The sequence below is a fragment of the Streptomyces sp. NPDC006687 genome, from assembly GCF_040636215.1.
Lineage (GTDB): Bacteria > Actinomycetota > Actinomycetes > Streptomycetales > Streptomycetaceae > Streptomyces.
The window spans coordinates 183,334-205,298 of the sequence record NZ_JBEYJJ010000003.1; the positions used below are offsets into that span (position 1 = coordinate 183,334).

Consider the following 21,965-nt stretch of genomic DNA (forward strand, 5'->3'; position numbering starts at 1 on the left):
CCCCTAGACCCGTATCAGTTCCACACCCGCCTCCTCGAACGCCGCCGCGAGGGGGGCGGTGAGGGCGGTGTCCGTGACCAGGGTGTGGACCGTGGTGGTGGGGCAGATACGGGCGAAGGCGCGGACGCCCAGCTTCGTGGAGTCCGCCGCGACCACCACGCGCCGGGCGCGGGCGCACAGCAGGCTGTTGACGGCGGCCTCGTCCTCGTGGCGGGTGGCCGCGCCGTCCGCAGGATCGAAGGCATCGACGCCGACCACCGCCGTGTCCACCGTCAGCTGGCCGAGCGTCTGCTGGGCCAGGGGGCCGGTGAGTTCGTACGACTGCGGACGGGCCACCCCGCCCGTCAGCACGATCTTGAACTGGGGCCGGATCACCAGCTCGCCCGCGATGTTCAGGGCGTTGGTGACCACCGTCAGGGCGGGGGAGCCGCCCGCCAGGTCCGGGCGGGCCGCCAGGGCGCGGGCCACCTCCGTGGTGGTGGTGCCGCCCGTCAGGCCGACCACCTCGCCCGGTGTGATGAGCGCCGCGACGGCCTCGCTGATCCGCCGCTTCTCGGCGGCCCGCCGCGAGCTGCGGTAGCGCAGGGGGAGTTCGTACGAGACCCCGTGCGGGACCGCCCCGCCGCGCGTGCGCACCAGCAGCTGCTGCTCGGCCAGCTGGTCCAGGTCCCGGCGGATGGTCGCGGCGGAGACGCCGAGCGCCTCGGCCGCCGGCTCCACCTCCAGCCCGTCCCGCTCCACCAGCAGGTCCAGCAGTCTCTGCCAGCGCTCCGTGCGGGTCATGGCGCCCCTCCCGTGTCGTCCCCGTCGAGATTAACCCAGCGGAACACACCTGCCGATGCTTGAAGTTGCGTGAAACGGCCCGCTACCTTGCACGAACACGCACCAACGCACCACATGCCGCACGCAGCAACCGCCAGGATGACCCATCCACCGCGCAGGGAGCCCGCATGAGTCACGTCGCGTACGAGTTGGCCACGCAGCCCGAGAGCTGGGAGCGGGCCGCCGAACTGGCCCCGGCCCACCGGGCGGTGCTGCCCGGACCGGGGGAGCGTACCGCGATCGTCGGCTGCGGGACCTCGTACTACATGGCCCAGGCCGCGGCCGCCCTGCGCGAGGAGGCCGGGCAGGGGGAGACCGACGCCTTCCCCGCCTCGGAGTTCCCCCGCCACCGCCGCTACGACCGGGTGGTGGCCCTGACCCGCTCCGGGACCACCACCGAGGTGCTGGACCTGCTGTCCGGGCTGCGGGAGGCCCGGATCCCGTCCACCGCCGTCGTCGGGGACCCCGACACCCCGGTGGCCGCCCTCGCCGGCGCCCTGGTGGTGCTGGACTTCGCCGACGAGCGGTCCGTCGTCCAGACCCGCTTCGCCACCACCGCCCTCACCCTGCTCCGGGCCCACGTGGGAGCGCACACCCCGGCCGTCGTCGCCGACGCCCGCGCGGCGCTGGCCGAGCCGCTGCCCGCCGGGCTGGACGAGCGCCGGCAGTTCACCTTCCTCGGCCGGGGCTGGAGCGTGGGCCTGGCCCACGAGGCCGCCCTCAAGATGCGGGAGGCGTCCCTGTCGTGGGCCGAGGCGTACCCGGCGATGGAGTACCGGCACGGCCCGGTCAGCGTCACCGGCCCCGGATCGGTGACCTGGTCGCTGGGCGGCACCCCTGAGGGCATCGCCGAACTGGTCCTGGGCACCGGCGCCGACTGGGTCGACGGCACGCTCGACCCGCTCGCCGAACTGGTCCGGGTGCACCGGCTGGCCGTCGCGGTCGCCGCCGTACGGCAGCTGGACCCCGACGCGCCCCGCAACCTCACCCGCTCCGTGATCCTCAGCGGCGGCCGTGAGGGGGCGGTCCGATGAGCCTCGCCCCCGCCGGGACCCTCGTCGCAGAGGCGGCAGCCGCCGGGCGCGCCGTCGCCGCCTTCAACGTCATCACCCTGGAGCACGCCGAAGCCGTGGTCGAGGGGGCGGAGCGGGCCGGTCTGCCCGTCATCCTCCAGCTCAGCGAGAACGCGGTGAAGTTCCGCGGCGGGGCCCTGCTGCCCATCACCCGGGCCGCCGCCGCCTGCGCCGAGGCCGCCCGGGTGCCCGTCGGACTCCACCTCGACCACGTCAAGAGCCCCGACCTGCTGCGGCGGGCCGCCGACGCCGGGTTCGGCTCCGTGATGTACGACGCCGCGCACCTGCCCTACGCCGAGAACCTGGAGGCCACCCGCTCGGCCGCCGACTGGGCCCATGCGAACGGGCTGTGGATCGAGGCCGAGCTGGGCGAGGTCGGCGGGAAGAACGGCGCCGCGCCGCTGGACCCGCACGCGCCGGGCGCCCGTACCGACCCGGACGAGGCGAGGCGGTTCGTCGCCGATTCCGGGGTGGACGCCCTGGCCGTGGCCATCGGCAGCACGCACGCCATGACCAGCAGGACGGCCTCCCTGGACCACGCCCTGCTGGCGCGGCTGGCCAAGACGGTGGAGGTGCCGCTGGTCCTGCACGGCTCCTCCGGGCTGCCGGACCGGGAGCTCGCGGCGGCGGTCGCGGGGGGCATCCGCAAGGTCAACATCGGCACCGCGCTCAACGTGGCCATGACCGAGGCCATCCGCACCCACCTGACCGGCGCCGACCCCCGCCCCTACCTCACCGCGGCCCGCACGGCGATGGCGGCGACGGCGGAGGCGATGATCGCGGCCCTGAACTGACGCGGCGGCGGCGGAAGAAGGGGGGGGAGCGGGGAGGGGTTCCCTCCCCGCTCTTCCGTATTCCTGTAACGGGTTCTAATCTGACCGCCGCCGTCCCAGCGACCGGCTGGAGCGTGAGGATCCCGGAGGGGCCGTGCACCTCGAATACACGCCCGAGCAGCAGCAGTTGCGCGCCGAGCTGCGTGCGTACTTCGCCGAGCTCGTCCCGCAGGACGTCCACGCCCGCTACGCGGAGCCGGCCGCGCAGAAACGCTTCTACCGCGAGACCATCCGCCGCCTCGGCGCGGACGGCTGGCTCGGCGTCGGCTGGCCGAAGGAGTACGGCGGGCGCGGCATGTCCCCCATGGACCAGTTCATCTTCTTCGACGAGGCCGCGCAGGCCGTCGTCCCGCTGCCGCTGATGGCGCTCAACACGGTCGGCCCGACCCTGATGCGGTTCGGCACCGACGAGCAGAAGGCGTACTTCCTCCCGAAGATCCTCTCCGGCGAGATCGACTTCGCCATCGGCTACAGCGAGCCCGACGCCGGGACCGACCTCGCCGCCCTCCGGTGCAGGGCCGTCCGGGAGGGCGACGAGGAGAGCGGCACCTACGTGGTCAACGGCCAGAAGATCTGGACCACCAACGGCGACACCGCCGACTGGGTCTGGCTGGCCGTCCGCACGGACCCGGCCGCCCCCGCGCACAAGGGCATCACGATGCTCCTCGTCCCGACCTCCGACCCCGGCTACTCCTGCACCCTCATCAACACCCTGGCCTCGCACGACACCACCGCCAGCTACTACGAGAACATCCGGGTGCCCGCGAGCCGCCGCGTGGGCCAGGAGAACAAGGGCTGGCGCCTGATCACCAACCAGCTCAACCACGAACGCGTCACCCTCGCCGCCCACGGCACGATGGCCATCCGTGCCCTCCACGACGTCCAGCGCTGGGCCGCCGCCACGAAACTCGCCGACGGCCGCCGCGTCATCGACCTGCCCTGGGTCCGCGCCCTCCTGGCCCGCACCCACGCCCGGCTGGACGCGATGAAACTCCTCAACTGGCAGATGGTGAACGCCGTCCAGTCGGGCACCCTCACCCCCCAGGACGCCTCCGCCGTCAAGGTCTACGGCTCGGAGGCGCGCCGGGACGCGTACGCCTGGCTGATGGAGGTGACCGGCGCGGCGGGCCCCCTCAAGGACGGCTCGGCCGGTGCGGTCCTCCACGGCGAACTGGAACGCGGCTACCGCAGCGCGGTCATCTTCACCTTCGGCGGCGGCAACAACGAGATCCAGCGCGAAATCATCTCCTGGATCGGCCTGGGCATGCCGAGGGTCCGCCGCTGACGGGCTGTGACTCACAACGTTAGTCGGCACATAACAGCCGGTGCTGTCACGGGACATGCGTGCGAACGCACGGTGGGCTCGGATACCACCGTCCGCACCTTGACGGCGCCGACTATGAGGAAGCCCAGAAGATCCTCGAGGGCCCCCTCGCAGACCCGGGCAGTCCCCGTCTCACCACCGGAGTTCCCGATGCCTGTCAGAAAAGCCACAGCTCGGCTGAGGCGTTCCGCATTCGACGCGGAGCCCAAGTGATCGAGACCGGCGAGCTCGAATTGAGCCAGCTGCTGGCCTTCGTGAAGGACAAGCCGCACGCCGAGCCACTGAAGGCGCTCGCCGACGTCCGGGTGACCATGTTAGCGACGACGACTGCCAAACCCCTGCCGGCGTCGCCACCCATGGCAAGGAGTGGCCAATCGCTGACTTGGAGGCCAACCCCGACCGGCTGGTCTACGGCAGGGGACAATTGCTCGTCGCTGGGCTCCTTGTCGGTACGGGCTCTGCGCGGCATCGTCCCGGCACGGCTCCGCGGTCGGACTTCACGCCTCGGCCGGTGCATCCAGTCGGCAGTGGACGTCGACGATGCCCTCGACGGAGCGGGTGAGGCGTTCGGCCAGGGGGATCAGGTTGCCGTCGCGGACCTCGCCGGTCAGCGTGGCGATCCCTTGGGCCACGGTGACCTTGACCGCTTCGTGGGAGAGTGGGAAGAGGCGGTCGACGACCGTTCGGCGGATCTCGGTGGCGAGTTCCTCGTCGGTGCGGAGGAAGACCTTGAGCAGGTCTGCGCGGCTGACGATGCCCTTGAGGGTGCCGTCGGCGTCGACGACCGGGAGGCGCTTGATGTGCCGGTCGGCCATGAGGCGGGCGGCCTGAGGCAGGGTGGCGTCGGGGCGGATCGTGACGGCCGGGGTGGTCATCATGTTCTCGGCGCGGGTGGAGCCCGCCTTGGCGGTGTCGCCGAGGCGGCGCATCTGTTCGATCAGGCCCGGGCGGTGCTCGTGGAACTCCTCCTTGGGCAGGAGATCGGCCTCGGAAACCACGCCGACCACGTGTCCCTCGCCCTCGATGACGGGGAGGGCGGTTACCTTCCACCGTTCCATCGCGGTGGCGATGTCCTTGAAGCCGGTCGAGGGGGTGACGGCGATGACCCTGGTGGTCATGACGTCGGCGACGGTGTACGGGGTGGAGGTCATGGCGGGGTCCTCAGCGTGTGTAGGCGAGCGGGGTGCCGCTGCCGTGAGGGGCGAACAGGTCGAGGAGCCGGGTGCGGGCGGAGTCGAGCCGGTCGGCGATGACGGCGGCCACGGCGACGGACCGGCCGACGGCCGAGTCCTCGTCGCACAGTGTGCGTACGGCTGCGGCGTCGAACTCCAGGCTTCTCAGCCCGCCGGCGTTCGTTGAAGACGCGGATGCGGCCGGGAAGGTCACCTGGTGGGAGTGGGCCAGCAGGGCTTCGCGGGCTTCGGGTGCCATCGCTTCGAGGACGGTGTGCATGGTGCTCATGGAGTGCCTCCAACCCCTCGCATCCACCCTGCTCGGTGGGCCGCCGTGTCCGGGAGGGCCGCGCGGTGCACACCGCGGGGACCGTCCGGCCCCGGTCAGCGGACCAGGACGGCCTCCCCGGATTTGGGTACGACGGCCGTCCAGCCCAACTCGTGATCGATGCGGTCCCGCAGGGTTTCGGAGGCGCTCTCCTCGCCGTGGACGAGGTAGGTGGTGTGCGGGGCCGGGGCGGAGCGCAGCCAGTCGATGATCTGGTCTGCGTCTGCGTGCGCGGAGAAGTGCGGTACGTCGGCGACCTCGGCGCGTACGGGGACGTACTCGCCGAACATCTTGAGTGTGCGGGCGCCGTCCACGAGGTCGCGGGAGCGGGTGCCGGCGGCGGCGAAGCCGACGATGACCACGGCGTTGCGGGGGTCGGGCAGGGTGCGCTGGAGGTGGTGCAGGACGCGGCCGCCGGTGGCCATGCCGGCGGAGGAGACGATGATCGCCGGCCCGGTGGCGTTGTTGATGTCGATCGACTCCTGGACGGTCCGGGCGGCCAGGAAGGGCTCCGGGCTGATCGCCGCCTCGCCTTGGGCGAGGATCTCGGGTCGTAGCTCGGGCGAGCGGGCCCGTACGGCGTCGCGGTAGACGTCGAGGGCCGCGAGGGCCATGGGGCTGTCGACGTAGACGGGTACGTGGCGGGGCAGGATGCCGTCGCCGCGCAGGGTGGCCAGCTCGTGCAGGACGACCTCGGTGCGGTCGATCGCGAAGGCCGGGATGACCACGGTCCCGCCCCGGGACAGCGTCCGGGTGATCACCGAGGCGAATGCGCGTCGCGCGCTCTCGTGGTCGTGGCGGCGGTTGCCGTACGTCGACTCCATCAGGAGGACGTCGGCGCGGGAGAACGGCTCGGGCGGCAGGAGGAGCGGGTGGCCGGGGCGGCCGAGGTCGCCGCTGACGGCGAGGGTGTGGCCGTCCTCCAGGGTCAGATGTGCCCAGGCGGAGCCGAGGATGTGCCCGCCGTGGTGCAGCATCAGCTTCGTGCCGGCCATGATCTCGACCTCGCTGCCCACCGCGACCGGGTCGAAGTACTTGATCGTGTGGTCCACGTCGTCATCGTCGTAGAGCGGCTTGGCGGGGCGGTGCTTGGACCAGCCGTGCTGGTTGGCGTGCTCGGCGGCCTCCACCTGGAGGCGGGCGCTGTCGCGGAGCACGATCTCGGCGAGCCGGGCGGTGGGGGCGCTGGTCAGGATCGGTCCGCGGAAGCCGTGCCGGACCAGTCGCGGCAGGTAGCCGCAGTGGTCCAGGTGGGCGTGGGTGACGACGACGGCGTGGATGTCCGATGCAACGCAGGGCAGCTTGTCCCAGTTGCGACGGCGCAGGTCAGCGACACCCTGGAAGAGTCCGCAGTCGACGAGGATCCGGGCGTGGTCGCTCTCGACCAGGAACTTGCTGCCGGTGACCGTCCGCACTCCGCCGAGGAACCTCAGCAGAGCCGGGCGGGCGGAAGCAGGAGACGGGGCCGAGCGGGACATGGCAGCAGCCCTCCTTTCGGAACGGACACCGGTCTCCACCGTCGCACCGGAACGCGCTGTCCGCTGGGGACCTACCGGTCCTCGGTTGGGGCCGACCGGCCCAAGCGGGACGGAGGGACACGGGCACAGCCTGACGGTGACCCCCTCCCGCACAGCGCACAGAGAGAAGGCCCGCCATGAAGGCACTCGTCTTCCACGGTCCCGGGCAGACCTCCTGGCAGGACGTCCCGGACCCCTCCATCAAGGACGCCGCCGATGCGATCGTCCGGGTCGACGCCGTCACCATCTGCGGCACCGACCTGCACATCATCAAGGGCGACGTCCCCGAAGTGACATCCGGCCGCATCCTGGGCCACGAGGCCGTCGGCACCGTCGTCGAGACCGGCGGCGACGTCCGCAGCGTCCGCCCCGGCGACCGCGTCCTGATCTCCTGCATCTCCGCCTGCGGCCGCTGCCGCTTCTGTCGCGAAGGGCACTACGGCCAGTGCCGCGGAGGCGGCGGCTGGGTCCTGGGTCACACCATCGACGGCACCCAGGCCGAATTCGTACGCGTCCCCTTCGCCGACCTCTCCGTCCACCCGCTGCCCAGTGCCCTGGCCAGCCACGACGCCGTCCTGCTCGCCGACATCTTCCCGACCTCCTACGAGGTCGGCGTGCTCAACGGAAACGTACGCCCCGGCGACACCGTCGTCGTGGTCGGCGCCGGCCCCATCGGCCTGGCCGCCATCGCCACCGCACAGCTCTACAGCCCCGGGCGGATCATCGCCGTCGACCTCGCCGCCCCCCGGCTCGCTGCCGCGCGCGACCTCGGCGCCGATGCCACCGTGAGCGTGGACGAGGAGCCCGAGCGCCTGGTGGAGGACCTCACCGACGGGCTCGGGGCCGACGTGGTCATCGAGGCCGTCGGCGTGCCCGAGGCGTTCGAGATGTGCACCCGCATGGTCCGTCCCGGCGGACGGGTCGCCAACATCGGCGTCCACGGCAAGCCCGCCGTCCTCCACCTCGAAGACCTGTGGATCAAGGACGTCACCATCACCACCGGCCTCGTCGACACCCACTCCACCCCCATGCTGCTGCGCATGATGGCCGCCGGCCGCCTCCCCGGCACCGCGATGGTCACCCACCGCTTCGAGCTGGACCAGATGGAAGAGGCGTACGACGTCTTCTCGCGCGCCGGCGAAACCGGCGCCCTCAAGGTCGTGCTCGGCGGACCGCAGCACGACACGCTCGCCGTACCGCCCCAGGAGCGGTGAGTGACCTTGAAGAGCACACCGAGCACCCACCCGCAGCCGTCCGGCGAGATGGCCGGACACACCGACCTGGGCCGCCGCCTGGCGGCCCTCCGCGAAGCCCTTGGCCTGAGCCGCGACGACATGGGCCGGTCCGCACAGCCACTGGATGAAGCTCACCCCGGCCGGATCACCGGCCGCCGCGTGGTGCACGACTCATGAACGACCTGCGCGCGGTCGTCTTCGACACCGACGGAGTGCTCCTCGCCACGGCGGACCGCCACGCGGCCGCTTGGAAGGAGACCTTCGACGGCTGCCTCCCCGAGTGGCAGCCGTCGCACGCCGGTGCACGACCATGCCCGTTCGACGCCGTCCGCGAGTATCGGGCCCTGGTGGACGGCAGGTCCCGCCTCGACGGCGTACGGGCCTTCCTCGACGCCCGTCACATCGACCTCCCGCCAGGGACGCCCGAGGATCCGCCGGGGTGTGACACCATCCGCGCGGTCGCCGCCCGCAAGGAAGAGGTCTTCTCCGCGATGCTGCGGACCGACGGCGTCCGCACCTTCGACGACGTGCGGCCCGCTCTCCAGGCACTACGGGAGAGGCAGGTGCGGTGCGCGGCCGTCTCGGCCTCACGGCATGCCCGCTCCCTCCTGGAATCCGCGGAGCTCATCGGTTACTTCGAAGCCCTGGTGGACGGCCGGGACGCGGCCGCACTCGATCTTCCGGGCAAGCCAGACCCCGCCCTCTTCCTCGAAGCCGCCGGCCGGCTCGGCGCGACCCCCGGTCACACCGCCGTGGTGGAGGACGCACTCGCGGGTGTCGAAGCGGGACGCCGAGGCCGATTCCGGCTGGTGGTCGGAGTCAACCGTGAAGAGGACCCGCACATGAGGGACGGCCTGCGCGCACACGGCGCCCACCTCGTCCTCCCCGACCTCGGCGGGCTGCCCGCCGCCCTCGAAGGCGACCGCCCGTGACCACGGCCTGGTGCTGGGAGTACCCCCACTACGACCCCAAGACCGAGCGGCTGGTCGAGTCCCTGTGCACCCTGGGCAACGGCCGCTTCGCCACGCGCGGTTCCGCGCCCGAGAGCATCGCCGACGACATCCACTACCCGGGCACCTACCTCGCAGGCTGCTACGACCGGCTCGACTCCGCCGTCGGCGGACGCACGGTCTCCAACGAGGACATGGTCCGGCTCCCGGACTGGACCGCGCTGCGGTACCGCTGCCTGCCCGAGGGCGCACCGCCCGGCGACTGGCTCACACCCGACCACCCGACCCTGCGCCACAGCCACGTGTCGCTGGACCTGCGCGCCGGAACGCTCACCCGCCGCATGCTCTTCCACGACGCCGACGGCCGCCGCCTGGGCGTCACCCACACCCGCCTCGTCCACATGGGCGACCCGAACCTGGCCGCTCAGAACACGGTGTTCAGAGCGTACGGCTGGAGCGGCAGGATCGAGATCGAGGCCGTACTCGACGGCGACGTCACCAACGCGGGAGTCGACCGCTACCGCGCGCTGGCCGGCCGGCACCTGGTCGAGCACCGGGCCGGAGTGGAGGCGGAGGGCACCGCCTGGATCGCCTGCACCACGGCCACCTCCAGGGTGAAGATCGGGCTCGCGGTCCGGACATCGGCACGTCCACCTGCGCCGGTGGGCCGGGCATGCACAGCCGCCACCGCCACGCAGACGTTCGTCCTGCCGATCAAGCGGACCGCCCCGGCGGTCGTTGTGAAGACAGCCGCCCTGTGTACCTCGCTCGACCGTCCCCCGGCCGATCCGCTGCGGCGGAGCATCGACTGCGCCACACACGCCCCGGACTTCCCTTCCTTGCTGGCGTCCCACCGGGCGTCCTGGCAACGTCTCTGGAGCGAAGGAGAGCTGAAAGTACCCGGAGAGACGGGCAAGGTTCTGCGGCTGCACGCCTTCCACGTCCTGCAGACCCTCTCGCCGCACACCGCCGAGCTCGATGCCGGCGTCCCCGCCCGCGGCCTGCACGGCGAGGCGTACCGGGGCCACGTCTTCTGGGACGAGCTGTTCGTCCTGCCCTACCTGGCCCTCCACCTCCCCGAGACCGCTCGCGCCCTGTTGATGTACCGGCACCGACGGCTCCCCGCGGCCCGGGAGGCCGCTCGCCGGGCCGGGGCGAAGGGAGCCATGTTCCCCTGGCAGAGCGGCAGTTCCGGCACCGAGGAGACACAGCGGCTGCACCTCAATCCGCGCTCCGGCCGCTGGCTCCCGGACCACTCCCACCTCCAGCACCACGTGGGGTCGGCCATCGCCTGGAACGTGTGGCAGTACGGGCTGGCCACCGGCGACGCCGGATTCATGCACGGCCCGGGCGCCGAACTCCTGCTGCACACCGCCCACTTCTGGGCGGACACGGCGACGTGGGACACCGACCTCGGCCGCTACCGGATCCGCGGCGTCGTCGGACCGGACGAGTACCACGACGCCTACCCGGACGCCGCCGCCCCCGGCATCGACGACAACGCCTACACCAACGTCACCGCCGCCTGGGTACTGGCCCGCGCACTCGACCTGTACGGGGAACTCCCTGCCGCCCGCCGCGCCGAGCTCCTCACGCAACTGGGCATCGGTCCCGACGGCCTCACCGTCTGGGAGGACATCTCCCGCCACCTGTACGTGCCGTTCCATCGTGATGTGATCAGCCAGTTCCACGGCTACGGCGACCTCGCCGAGCTCGACTGGGACGGCTACCGCGCCCGCTACTACGACATCCGCCGCCTGGACCGCATCCTGGAAGCCGAAGGTGACACGCCCAACCGCTACCAGGCGTCCAAGCAGGCCGACACCCTCATGCTCGGCTACCTCTTCCGCCCTTCAGAGCTGGAGCAACTCTTCCTTCGGCTCGGCTACGGCCTGGACGACGGCCTTTGGCGCAGGACGGTGGACCACTACCTGCGGCGCACCTGCCACGGCTCCACGCTCAGCAGCCTCGTCCACGGCTGGGTAATCGCCAGGGAGCAGGGCGCGGACGCCTGGCGCTACTGTCAGGAAGCCCTGCTCAGTGACATCACGGACGTCCAGGGCGGCACCACGGGCGAGGGGATCCACCTCGGCGCCATGGGGGGCACCCTGGACCTCGTCGAGCGCGGCATCGTCGGGCTCGAACCCCACGGCGACGGCCTGCACATCGACCCCGTGCCCCTCTCCGAAGTGCCCGGTTCCTCGTTCTCGATCTCCTACCTGGGGCACCGGGACATCCGTATCCGGTTCCGGCCCGGCCGGCTCGGCATCAGCGTCCCCGCGTCACTTCTGGGCCCGGTGCCCCTGGTCCTGCCCGGGGACCGGCACGAACACATTTCCGCAGGCCAGGAACGGTGGTTCCGGCTGCCCAAGGGCTGACCGGCAGTCGCGCATGCTCGCGTGGCGCTGCGTTCGTGATGCGCACACTGTGGATGTATCAGCCGTCGGAAGGATGAACGGAATGGACAGGCAGCAAGAGGCTCCGCGGATCGTGGTGGGCGTCGACGGATCGCCCTCGTCCCAGGCCGCGCTGCGCTGGGCGGTCCGGTACGCAGGTCTGGTGAGCGGTCGAGTGGAGGCGGTCGCGGCATGGGACGTGCCCGGTGCCGCATCATGGTCGGCTCCAGCGGTGGACACCACGTTCGACGAGGAGGAGGCCGAGCGGCGTCTGGTCGAGGAGGTCCGCGCGGTGCTCGGTGAGGACGGTGCCTCCTCCGTGCACCAGCGCCTGGTACGCGGCAATCCGGTAGACGTCCTGGTGGATGCGGCAGACGGCGCGGACATGCTGGTCGTGGGCAGCCGTGGTCGCGGCGGCTTCAGCCGAGCCATGCTCGGTTCGGTGAGCCATCAGACGGCGCTCCACGCACCCTGCCCGATCACCATCGTCCGGTCGGACATCCCCGCCGAATAGCCCAACCTCGGGCTGATCTGTGGTCGCGTCCTGGCGCGGTGAACGGTGATTTCGGCATGCTCCTGAGCAGGACGGACATAGTCCTGCCGTAGGCCAGGCAGCCACTCAGTGCCGGAACCGGGGCCGATCGGCCCCGCTCGGCACCGGGCCACTCGGCCCCGAGTGAGTGGCCCCCTCGGCACTGCGGTCTTCCTGGCCCCCTGCGTGATCGTGGAACCCAGACGCCAATCCGGCGCCGCCTTCCGACGAGGGTGACCACGATGCAGCGCATTCGCATCCAGACCCGGCCCAAGCAGCCCCCCAGGCCCTCACCGCTGGATCTGCGCACGCCGTCCGGGCGCCCCCTGCCGTACTGATCCCTGCCATTACGCAGCCTCGGAGGACGTCATGGGACACACGCGACGCGCCGTACCGTTCACCGAGCTCAGCCGAGGCGACACCGGCAGGGTCGGCGGCAAGAACGCCTCTCTCGGAGAGCTGACCAGACTGCTGACCGGCGCCGGCCTGCGTGTGCCGCCCGGCTTCGCCACGACCGCCGAAGCCTACGAGGAGCTGCTCGACGGGCACGGCCTGCGCACCCGCATCCAGGAGCAGCTCGACCGGCTCCACGACGGTGTCGCGCTTGAAGACGTCGGTGCGGGCATCCGCTCAATGATCATGGGCGAGACCCTGCCCGAAGCACTGACGGCCGAGATCATCACGGCGTACCAGGAGCTCGGCCGGGAGCTGGGCCGCTCCGACCCGGAGGTCGCCGTACGCAGCAGCGGCACCGCCGAAGACCTGCCGGAGGCCAGTTTCGCCGGCCAGCAGGAGACCTACCTGAACGTGCGCGGCACCGTGCAGCTGCTGGACGCTGTGCACCGCTGCTTCGCCTCCCTCTACACCGACCGCGCGATCGACTACCGGGAGCGGATGGGCTTCGACCACCTCCAGGTCGCCCTGTCCGTCGGCGTCCAGGTCATGGTCCGCTCCGACCTCGCCGGGGCCGGGGTGATCTTCACCCTCGACCCCGAGAGCGGCTTCCCGAACGTCGTCGTGGTGAGCGCGGCCTGGGGGCTGGGCGAGACCGTGGTCAGCGGGCAGACCGATCCAGACGAGTACACCGTCTTCAAGCCCGGCCTCAAGGACCCGGCCCTGAACCCCGTCATCGACGTGCGGACCGGCGCCAAGCTCCGCAAGGCCGTCTACGCGGAGCGCGGGCTGACCGACACCGTCGACACCACCCCCGAAGAGCAGGCCCGGCGGGTTCTGACCGACGCCGAGGTGCGGCAGCTCGCCGAGTGGGCCGTCGCCGTCGAGGAGCACTACGGCTGCCGCCCGATGGACCTGGAGTGGGCGAAGGACGGCATCACCGGCGACCTGGCGATCGTGCAGGCGCGGCCCGAGACCGTGCAGTCCCGCCGCCGCCCCGCGACCCTGCGCCGCTGCCGTCTGACCGCCGCCCCGGGCGATGCACTGGTCGAAGGCATCGCGGTGGGCGAAGCCATCGGAGCGGGTGCCGTGTGCCGCATGGACACGCCGGTGGAGCTGGAACGCTTCCCGGCCGGAGCCGTGCTCGTCACCTCGATCACCGACCCGGACTGGGAACCGGTCATGAAGCGTGCCGCGGCCATCGTCACCGACCACGGCGGCCGCACCTCACACGCCGCGATCGTGAGCCGGGAACTCGGCGTCCCGGCGGTCGTCGGCACCGGGAACGCCACCGAGGTGCTGCGCGACGGCGCCGACGTCACCGTCGCGTGTACCGAGGGCAGCCGGGGCAAGGTCTACGAGGGCCGCCTCCCTTACGAGGAGACCCAGACGGACCTCGCCGCTCTCCCCGCCACCCGAACCCGCGTGATGCTCAACCTCGCCGACCCATCCGCTGCCTTCCGCTGGTGGCGGCTGCCTGCGGACGGGGTGGGCCTGGCCCGTCTGGAATTCATCGTCGCGCACCAGGTCAAGGTCCACCCCATGGCCCTCCTGCATCCGGAGCGCCTGGATCCCGCCGACCGCTGCGCCGTCGACCAGCTCACCGAGGGCTACCTCGACCGCGGCCGCTACTTCACCGACCGCCTCGCGTATGGCATCGCCCGGATCGCCGCCTCCCGCTGGCCCGACCCCGTCGTCGTCCGCACCAGCGACTTCAAGACCAACGAGTACGCCAAGCTCCTCGGCGGCCGTCCCTTCGAACCGGTGGAGGCCAACCCGATGATCGGTTGGCGTGGCGCCAGCCGCTACTACAGCGAAGGCTACCGGGAGGGCTTCGCCCTCGAATGCCAGGCCCTGCGCCGGGTGCGCGAGGAGATGGGCCTGACCAACGTCATCGTGATGATCCCGTTCTGCCGCACCTTGGAAGAGGCCGACAGGGTCCTGGAGGTAATGGCGGCTGAAGGACTCCGGCGAGGCGAGAACGGCCTCAAGGTCTATGTGATGGCCGAGATCCCGGCCAACATCCTCCTCGCCCAGGACTTCGCCGAGCGTTTCGACGGCTTCTCCATCGGCAGCAACGACCTCACCCAGCTCACCCTCGGCGTCGACCGCGACTGTGAAGCCCTCGCCCACGTCTTCGACGAGAACGACCCGGCAGTCACCGACCTCATCCGGATCCTCCTCCCACGGGTCCAGACCCTGGGACGCCCGGTGGGCCTGTGCGGCCAGCGTCCCAGCGACGACCCCGCCTACGCCGCCTTCCTCGTCCGCGTGGGAATCGACTCGATCTCCGTCGCCCCCGACAGCTTCGCAGCCGTCAAGCAGCACGTCGCCGCCGCCGAGGAGAGCCGCTACGGGGAGGACCGGATGGTCCCCACAGGGATCCGTCCGGCCCAAGCGGACCAGCCATCGGCCGCGTGACAGTGGCATCAGCAACGCACCATGGAACCAAGGAGCACCGCCATGAGCACCAAGCGAGTCCTGGTCGCCTACGGGACCAAGCACGGAGCCACCGCAGGGATCGCCGAACAGATCGCGGTGACCCTCCGAGAAGACGGTCTCGACGCCGTCGTCCTGCCCGCCGACGACGTCCACGACGTCCGCGCCTACGACGCCGTCGTCCTCGGCGGCTCCCTCTACGCCGGCCACTGGAGCACCAAGGCAAAGCACTGCGCCGAACGCAACGCCGACTCCCTGCGGCACCGCCCCGTGTGGATGTTCAGCAGCGGCCCACTCGACCGCTCTGCCGAGGAACACGACATCCCCCCGGTCTCCGCGGTCGCCCGGGAAATGCAGCTGGTCGGAGCGCGCGAGCACATGACCTTCGGCGGCAGCATCACGGCCCACACCCCGGGCTTCCTCGCCAAGGCACTGACCCGCCAGGGCAAAGGCGGAGACTTCCGCAACCCCGAGCGGATCCAGAACTGGGCCCACCACATCAGCGCCGAGCTCGCCGCCTGAAGGGACGGCCCGGCTCGGCACGCACCAGCACGGAGGCGTGCCATGCACCACCGGACGCAAGGGGTGGGGGCCAACCCGCTCAGGCGTGATGCCGACCGCACCCGGACCCGCATGCGTGCCGCCCTCGCGCTGACCTGCTTGCTGGCAATGGTCGTCGGCTTCGCCCTGGGGCGGGCCGCCTGGACCGACGGCAACCGCACCGCCGAAAACATAGCGCGCCACCGGCACAACGTGACGGCCACCACGGTCAGCGAGACCACCTACCGAGCCGGAGACGAGCCGAGCAGCCAGCCGATATCCATGGCGACCGCCACATGGCACTACCCCACGCAGCGCCGGCACACGGAAACCATCCCCGTTCCAGGAGGAACCCGCAACGGCGACACGGTCCTCGTGTGGGTCGACGACGACGGCAAGAAGACGACCGCGCCGCCCGGCCAAGCCGACGTCGCTCTGAACGCAGTGGGCATCGGCACCGGAGCTCTGGCCGGGATCGTGCTCGTCGGCGGCGCCCTCATCGCCGCGCGCCTCCGTATCGTGGACGCCCGCAGTGCAAGGGCCTGGGAATCCGAGTGGTCGGGCATCGAGCCCCTCTGGTCCGGCCGCCTGCGCCCCGGACAGGGAGCCGGCGATGACTGAGACCGCCGCCGGCCAGGACCTCCCGACGGACACCGCGCCGGATCCCCTGGAACCGCTTCCCCTGCTCCGTCGCGAGCTCCGCACCGGCCCTCTGGGCCTGTCGAGCCGGGAAGCGGCACGCCGCCTGGCTGTGTACGGCCCGAACGAGGTCCGCGGCACCGCTCGGACGAGCGTCCTGAGGGAGCTGCTGCGGCAGCTGGTCCACCCACTGGCCCTGCTGCTGTGGGCGGCGGCGGCCCTCGCCTTCATCGCCGCCATAGAGGTGCTCGGCTGGGCGATCGTCGCGGTCATCCTCGTCAACGCCGGATTCGCCCTCGTCCAGGAACGCCAAGCTGAGAAGGCCGTCGAAACCCTGGCCCAATACCTCCCCGCACAGGCACAGGTGATCCGCGACGGGCAGCCACAGCACGTCCCCGCTCGGGACCTGGTCCCCGGCGATCTCATCGCCCTTGACGAGGGCGCCCGGATACCCGCCGACGCGCGTCTGACCGAGGGGGGAATCGAGGCCGACCTCTCGATGCTGACGGGCGAATCCACGCCCGTCGAGCGGGTTGCCGGCCCGAGTCTGGAAGGTCTTTCGCCGCTGCAGGAGCCCAACCTCGTCTTCAGCGGTACCACCGCCACCGAGGGGCAGGCGCGGGCGATCGTCTTCGCCACCGGAGACCACACCGAGCTCGGCCGGATCGCCGCCCTCAGCCAGCGCACCCGCCGCGAACCCAGCCCGCTGGAAACCCAGGTCAAGAAGGTCGCCTGGCTGATCGCCGCCGTCGCGGTCGCCATGGGAGCCGTCTTCCTCGTGCTGGGCGTCGCGGTCGGGCTGCCGCTCACCGATTCGCTGATGTTCGCGATCGGTCTGCTCGTTGCCAACGTGCCGGAAGGGCTGCTGCCCACCATCACCCTGGCGCTTGCCGTCGGCGTACGGGTCCTCGCCCGTCAAGGCGCCGTGATCAAGCGGCTGAGCGCCGTGGAGACCCTCGGATCCACCAACGTCATCTGCACTGACAAGACCGGCACCCTCACCCGCAACCAGATGCGCCTCCGTTCCACATGGACCCCGCCGCACGAGGCTGCAAGCGGTTCGGAGACCGCCGAACTGGTCCGTGCCGCGGCCCAGTGCACCACCGTCACCCGCGAAAGCGATGGCGGGCTGCACGGTGACCCGACCGAGATCGCGCTGGTCGAGGGAGCCGCGCAACACGCCGCGCCGGTCGACCCGGCCGACCGGGATGCCCACCGACGATCCTGCTTCCGCTTCGACCCGCGCATGCGCCGCATGTCGGTGATCCAGGCTGCGGAGAACGGCAGCCGCCGCGTGATCGTCAAGGGAGCACCGGAAGCCGTCCTGGCGCTCTTGACCGAAGGAGAGCCGTCCGGCGGGGCCCAGGATGCCGCCGACACCCTGGCTGCGGACGGTATGCGCGTGCTGGCCGTCGCGGTGCGCGAACTGGCGCCCGGCACAGCAGCACCGCCGCAGCGGCAGGACGTCGAGAGGGACCTGCACCTGCTCGGACTGGTCGGTCTGTACGACCCGCCGCGCCCCGAGGTCGCCGCCGCGGTCCAGCGTTGCCACGATGCGGGCCTTACCGTCCACATCGTCACCGGCGACAACGGAGCCACCGCCGCGGCCGTGGCCCGCGCCGTCGGCATCGGTACACCGAACCTCCAGGTGGTCGCCCAGTCCGAGGCGATCGATGACCACGAGCTCGACCGCCTCCTCCGCCAGGACGGCACGGAGATCGTCTTCGCCCGCTCCTCGCCCGAGACCGAGCTGAAGGTGGCCGATGCACTGCGTGCTCATGGGCAGATCGTGGCCATAACCGGCGACGGCGTGAACGACGCTCCGGCCCTGCACCGTGCCCACATCGGCGTGGCCATGGGGCTCTCGGGCACCGACGTCGCGCGCGAGGCGTCGACCATGGTCCTCACCGACGACAACTTCGCCACCATCGTCACGGCCATCGAGTCCGGCCGCCGCGTCTACGACAACGTCCGCAAGTTCATCGTCTACATCTTCGCCCACCTCACCCCCGAGGTCGTGCCCTTCCTGGTGTTCGCCCTCTCCGCCGGGGCCGTACCGCTGCCGCTGACCGTCCTGCAGATCCTCGCCATCGACCTGGGGACGGAGACCCTTCCCGCACTCGCCCTCGGCCGCGAGCGCGCCGAGCCGGGGATCATGTCCCGCCCGCCCCGGCCCAGTTCCCAGAGCGTCATCAACAAGGACATGCTCATTCGCAGCTGGGGCTGGCTCGGCACCGTCTCCGCGGCCCTGGTCATGACCGCCTTCTTCTACGTCCTGTGGCGCGCCGGCTGGCACCCCGGCGACCCCACCGGACCCGGAACCCCACTCCACCACGCCTACCTCACCGCGACCACCGCCACCTTCGCAGGCATCGTCACCTGCCAGGTCGGCACGGCCGTCGCCGCCCGAACCGACCACGCCGCGCTGCGCGACATCGGCTTCTTCACCAACCCGCTGCTCCTGGCCGGCATCGCCTTCGAACTCGTCTTCACCGCGGCGCTCGTGTACGCGCCGCCGCTCCAGAACCTCTTCGGCACTGCCGCCCTCCCGCTGGACGTGGTCCTCCTCATTTCTGCCTTCCCGCCGCTCGTCTGGGGAACCGACGAGATCCGGCGCTGGGCCCGACGCCGACACCACCGCTACTCCTGATCCGACCGGAGGCACGCCATGTCGCACACGAGCGAATGGAAGACCCACCTCTACCTCTTCGAGGAAGAGCACACCACCAAGGTCCGCGTCGAACTCGACACCGGAACCACCCGCCTCACGGGCCACGGCACTGCGCGCTGCAACCCGACGGACAAGGACGTGCCCGAGATCGGCGGCGAACTCGCGGCCGCCCGGGCACTGGAGAACCTGGCGGAACAGCTCAAGCGCACCGCCTACGGAGACATGGCAGCGGCCGGGGCCGCACCGCAGCACGCTCCCCTCACGGCCTACGACGTTGGGTGAACGGGCGGCTCTGCGGTGGTGGTCTCAGACTGGACCCATGGGTGACGGGCCGGCGATCGAGCTGACCGGGCTGACCAAGCGGTACGGGCCGGTGGTGGGTGTCGACCGGCTGAGCCTCACCGTGGAATCGGGTGAGGTGTTCGGCTTCCTCGGGCCGAACGGCGCGGGCAAGACGACCACGCTGCGGTGCCTGACCGGACTGCTCCGGCCGAGTGAGGGACGCGTGACGGTTCTCGGGCTGGACCCGATCGCCGATCACCGCCGGGTGGCACCGCAGCTGGGATACCTGCCGGGTGAACTGCGCCTGTACCCGGAACTCTCCGGAGCGGAAACGCTCGATCTGCTGTCCTCGCTCCAGGGAGCACCTGTGCCCCGCCGCGGCGAGCTGTGCGATCGGCTGGGGCTGACGCCCGCGGTCCTCGGCCGCCCCGTCGGGGGTTACTCGCGGGGCATGAAGCAGAAGCTCGGGCTGGTGCAGGCGATGCAGCACGACCCGCATCTGGTGGTGCTGGACGAACCGACCGAGGGACTGGACCCGTTGGTCCAGGAGACGTTCTTCGCCCTGCTGGGCGAGGTGGCCGCCGCCGGACGCACCGTGCTGCTCTCCAGCCACATCCTGCCGGAGGTACAGCGCACGTGCGGGCGGGTGGCGATCATCCGGGACGGACGACTGGTCACGGTCCAGAGCGTCGCCGGCCTTCGCGAGGCCCGTGCCCGGCGGATCAGGCTGTCCTTCGCGGACGGGCAGGGGGCACGACCACTGGGCGATGCCGAGCGTTGGGCCCCGCGCTGGCAAGGGGACCGAGTGGAGCTGCTCGTACCGCCGAGCGCGGTGGTGGGTGCGCTGCGCACCCTTCTCGGAATGGCGGTGGCCGACGTCACGGTGGAGGAAGCCGGGCTGGACGAGGCATTCATGGATCTGTATCGCCATGGCACCGTGCGGGAGGAGCCGTGAAACGGCAGTGGCCACTGCTGTGGCTCGCCCTTTACCGGCGGCGCCGGATGCTGGGCGCCCTGCTCGTCGGGATGGTCGTCTTCGAGGCGCTCATCGTCGTGGTCGCCCATGCGGTCCCGCCCGGTCAGCTCTTCTCGGCGGGCGGGAAGGGACCGCCCTCGGCCTACCGGGCCTTCAGCGGGTCCAGCGGCGACGTGTCGATCGCCAGCTACCCCGGGCTGCTGGGCGCCGGCCTCACCCACCCGTTCTGGATCGCCATGCAGCTCACCGCGATCGGTTCGCTCGCCGCGGCCGCGGTGGCCGCGGACGTGGAATCCGGGACCGTGGAACTCGTCATGGTGCGTCCCGTCAGCCGCACCCGGCTGCTGTCCGAACGAACGGCCGCACTGGTACTCGCGGCCCTGGCCCTGAATCTGGCAGCCACCGTCACGGTCGCGGTGGGGGTGGCACTGTCACCGGACATCCACCGGGCGGTGCCGATCGGCGGAGTGTTCGCCGCCGGGGTGATGGGCCTCGGCTTCGCCCTCTGCCTGATCGGGCCGGCGATGGCCGTATCGGCGGCGGGACGACGGCGGGCCCAGGTGGTCGGCGCGACCATCGCGATCGGAGCCGTGGGATTCGCCGTCAACTTCATCGCCCTGGCGTGGGCCCCAGCAGCCCCGCTGAGGTTCCTGAGCCCGTTCCACTACTACGCCCCGGGCGACGCCCTGGCCAAGGGCGGCGTGCTCTGGCCCCAGCTCGGGATCCTGGTCGGAGCGGGAGTGCTGGGCATCCTGCTGGCTCACCTGCTGCTCCAGCGCCGAGACCTCGCGCCGTGAGCGGATCCGCTGTTGAGCGGCTGCACGTATCGCACCGGTCTCACCGGCTTCTACTCTCGGATTTCCAGTACCTCGGTCAACGGACGGCGGGGCGTGTCGGGCCCCGGAGGGCCGTAGCCGAGGCGGAAGACCATCTGTACGTGTCCCATGGCCGCGACGGGGTCGCGCACCGTCCAGCGCAGCTCCGGCCATTCCAGGGGATGGGACGTCATCGACGTGGCAAGTCCATCGGCAGTGGCCTGCAGGAGGACGCGTTCCATCGCCTGGCCGGCGCGCAGCCAGTCGGCCCTCGTGTCCTGCGAGGTGCTCAGCAGAGCCAGCTGCGGCCTCTTCTCGAACACAGCCCAGCCGCGATCCGGTATCGGGTTGGCCCAGCCGAAGTCACGTACGGGGGTGCGGCCGCCGGAACCCTTTGGTCCGAATGCGGCGGCGGGAATGCCGTCACTACGCGTGCCCGAAGCGTCCTGAGTGTGAGAGGTCCAGGCCGCGGTTTCCGCACGGGCGAACGGATCGATCTCCTCGCGGTGTTCTGCGTCCCGTACCAGCCCGAGCACGGTGTCGATGTGCCAGGTGTCCGGGACGGTAAGGCGGCAGCCTTCCAAGTGGGCCGCGGCCCACAGACCGTCCAGGAGCGCGGTCGGCACCGGTTCCTCGCTGAAGGGGTACCGGCTGGTGTGCCGGCGCCGGATGGCGTCGTGCAGGGAGGCCAGCTCGCGGTCCGCCCCTTCGGCTTCGTCGATGGTCACCGTGGCGAGCAGCCACGGTTCGGCGTCGTCGGGCAAGATCCGCACGCGGACGGGGAGACCGATCCAGGCCGCGGACACGCGCAGGTTGAACAGGGCCGCGGCGCAACCGAGGTGGAGGCTGCGGTGAACCGGGTCGGTTCGGGTCATGGCGCGTTCCGGATCGCCGTACAGGGAAAGTGCGCCGGTGCCGACATGGACGACGAACTTCCACGGCTGGGCGTTGTGCATGGACGGGGCGGTGACGGCGTCGCCGACGAGCCGGGTGACGGTGTCGGGGTCGAAGTGTGTTGTGATGGACAC

At 71.3% G+C, this 21,965-nt stretch carries 20 protein-coding genes; 15 read left to right on the forward strand and 5 right to left on the reverse strand.

The features are described 5' to 3' along the window. Positions 1 to 3: 3 nt before the first annotated feature. Entirely contained in the window at positions 4 to 783 is a 780-nt protein-coding gene (locus tag ABZ716_RS05270) for a DeoR/GlpR family DNA-binding transcription regulator (RefSeq protein WP_358956666.1), read from the reverse strand. Between the two features lie 167 nt (positions 784 to 950). Between ABZ716_RS05270 and ABZ716_RS05275 the strand changes: the two genes are divergently transcribed. The 3 genes from ABZ716_RS05275 (at position 951) to ABZ716_RS05285 (ending at position 4,013) form a co-directional block, all read left to right on the forward strand. Then, positions 951 to 1,856 (forward strand): sugar isomerase, encoded by a 906-nt coding sequence (locus ABZ716_RS05275; protein ID WP_358811604.1) that lies wholly within the window; start codon positions 951 to 953, stop codon positions 1,854 to 1,856. Continuing rightward, positions 1,853 to 2,689, forward strand: coding sequence for a class II fructose-bisphosphate aldolase (locus ABZ716_RS05280; protein WP_358811603.1), 837 nt, complete (start codon positions 1,853 to 1,855; stop codon positions 2,687 to 2,689). The genes ABZ716_RS05275 and ABZ716_RS05280 overlap by 4 nt, the downstream gene beginning before the upstream one ends. A 133-nt stretch (positions 2,690 to 2,822) precedes the next feature. Continuing rightward, positions 2,823 to 4,013, forward strand: coding sequence for an acyl-CoA dehydrogenase family protein (locus tag ABZ716_RS05285; protein ID WP_358956669.1), 1,191 nt, complete (start codon positions 2,823 to 2,825; stop codon positions 4,011 to 4,013). Positions 4,014 to 4,549: 536 nt separating this feature from the next. Here ABZ716_RS05285 and ABZ716_RS05290 read toward each other — a convergent pair. From ABZ716_RS05290 to ABZ716_RS05300, 3 genes are all read right to left on the reverse strand, one after another. Further along, complete coding sequence (locus tag ABZ716_RS05290) at positions 4,550 to 5,203, reverse strand: CBS domain-containing protein (RefSeq protein WP_358956671.1); 654 nt, start codon at positions 5,201 to 5,203, stop codon at positions 4,550 to 4,552. Between the two features lie 10 nt (positions 5,204 to 5,213). After that, complete coding sequence (locus ABZ716_RS05295) at positions 5,214 to 5,513, reverse strand: hypothetical protein (RefSeq protein WP_358956674.1); 300 nt, start codon at positions 5,511 to 5,513, stop codon at positions 5,214 to 5,216. Between the two features lie 95 nt (positions 5,514 to 5,608). Further along, positions 5,609 to 7,030 carry an MBL fold metallo-hydrolase gene (locus tag ABZ716_RS05300; protein ID WP_358956677.1) on the reverse strand — a complete coding sequence of 474 codons (1,422 nt, stop codon included), beginning with the start codon at positions 7,028 to 7,030 and terminating at the stop codon, positions 5,609 to 5,611. Positions 7,031 to 7,206: 176 nt separating this feature from the next. On the opposite strand from ABZ716_RS05300, the gene ABZ716_RS05305 reads away from it, so the two are divergent. From ABZ716_RS05305 to ABZ716_RS05360, 12 genes are all read left to right on the forward strand, one after another. Beyond that, the gene (locus ABZ716_RS05305; protein ID WP_358956680.1) at positions 7,207 to 8,283 is read left to right on the forward strand and encodes a zinc-dependent alcohol dehydrogenase family protein; all 1,077 of its coding nucleotides are present in this window, start codon (positions 7,207 to 7,209) and stop codon (positions 8,281 to 8,283) included. Next, entirely contained in the window at positions 8,284 to 8,481 is a 198-nt protein-coding gene (locus ABZ716_RS05310) for a hypothetical protein (protein ID WP_358956682.1), read from the forward strand. Beyond that, positions 8,478 to 9,236 (forward strand): HAD-IA family hydrolase, encoded by a 759-nt coding sequence (locus ABZ716_RS05315; protein WP_358956685.1) that lies wholly within the window; start codon positions 8,478 to 8,480, stop codon positions 9,234 to 9,236. Before ABZ716_RS05310 ends, ABZ716_RS05315 begins: the two co-directional genes overlap by 4 nt. Then, complete coding sequence (locus ABZ716_RS05320) at positions 9,233 to 11,632, forward strand: glycoside hydrolase family 65 protein (protein WP_358956688.1); 2,400 nt, start codon at positions 9,233 to 9,235, stop codon at positions 11,630 to 11,632. The genes ABZ716_RS05315 and ABZ716_RS05320 overlap by 4 nt, the downstream gene beginning before the upstream one ends. A gap of 82 nt (positions 11,633 to 11,714) precedes the next feature. After that, the gene (locus tag ABZ716_RS05325; protein WP_358956691.1) at positions 11,715 to 12,164 is read left to right on the forward strand and encodes a universal stress protein; all 450 of its coding nucleotides are present in this window, start codon (positions 11,715 to 11,717) and stop codon (positions 12,162 to 12,164) included. Between the two features lie 387 nt (positions 12,165 to 12,551). Beyond that, positions 12,552 to 14,996: a phosphoenolpyruvate synthase gene (gene ppsA / locus ABZ716_RS05330; protein WP_358956694.1), complete on the forward strand. Its 2,445-nt coding sequence runs from the start codon at positions 12,552 to 12,554 to the stop codon at positions 14,994 to 14,996. Between the two features lie 42 nt (positions 14,997 to 15,038). Then, positions 15,039 to 15,536, forward strand: a complete 498-nt coding sequence (locus ABZ716_RS05335; RefSeq protein WP_099894140.1) for a flavodoxin domain-containing protein — start codon at positions 15,039 to 15,041, stop codon at positions 15,534 to 15,536. Between the two features lie 42 nt (positions 15,537 to 15,578). Further along, positions 15,579 to 16,175, forward strand: a complete 597-nt coding sequence (locus ABZ716_RS05340) for a hypothetical protein (protein WP_358956697.1) — start codon at positions 15,579 to 15,581, stop codon at positions 16,173 to 16,175. Next, positions 16,168 to 18,843 carry a cation-transporting P-type ATPase gene (locus tag ABZ716_RS05345; RefSeq protein ID WP_358956699.1) on the forward strand — a complete coding sequence of 892 codons (2,676 nt, stop codon included), beginning with the start codon at positions 16,168 to 16,170 and terminating at the stop codon, positions 18,841 to 18,843. Before ABZ716_RS05340 ends, ABZ716_RS05345 begins: the two co-directional genes overlap by 8 nt. An 18-nt stretch (positions 18,844 to 18,861) precedes the next feature. After that, positions 18,862 to 19,146: a dsRBD fold-containing protein gene (locus ABZ716_RS05350; RefSeq protein WP_358956701.1), complete on the forward strand. Its 285-nt coding sequence runs from the start codon at positions 18,862 to 18,864 to the stop codon at positions 19,144 to 19,146. A 37-nt stretch (positions 19,147 to 19,183) separates the two neighbouring features. Beyond that, entirely contained in the window at positions 19,184 to 20,101 is a 918-nt protein-coding gene (locus ABZ716_RS05355; protein ID WP_358956704.1) for an ABC transporter ATP-binding protein, read from the forward strand. Continuing rightward, positions 20,098 to 20,919, forward strand: coding sequence for an ABC transporter permease subunit (locus ABZ716_RS05360; RefSeq protein ID WP_358956707.1), 822 nt, complete (start codon positions 20,098 to 20,100; stop codon positions 20,917 to 20,919). Before ABZ716_RS05355 ends, ABZ716_RS05360 begins: the two co-directional genes overlap by 4 nt. 50 nt (positions 20,920 to 20,969) lie before the next feature. Here ABZ716_RS05360 and ABZ716_RS05365 read toward each other — a convergent pair whose 3' ends face one another. Further along, positions 20,970 to 21,959 carry a nitroreductase family protein gene (locus ABZ716_RS05365; protein WP_358957079.1) on the reverse strand — a complete coding sequence of 330 codons (990 nt, stop codon included), beginning with the start codon at positions 21,957 to 21,959 and terminating at the stop codon, positions 20,970 to 20,972. Positions 21,960 to 21,965 lie beyond the last annotated feature (6 nt).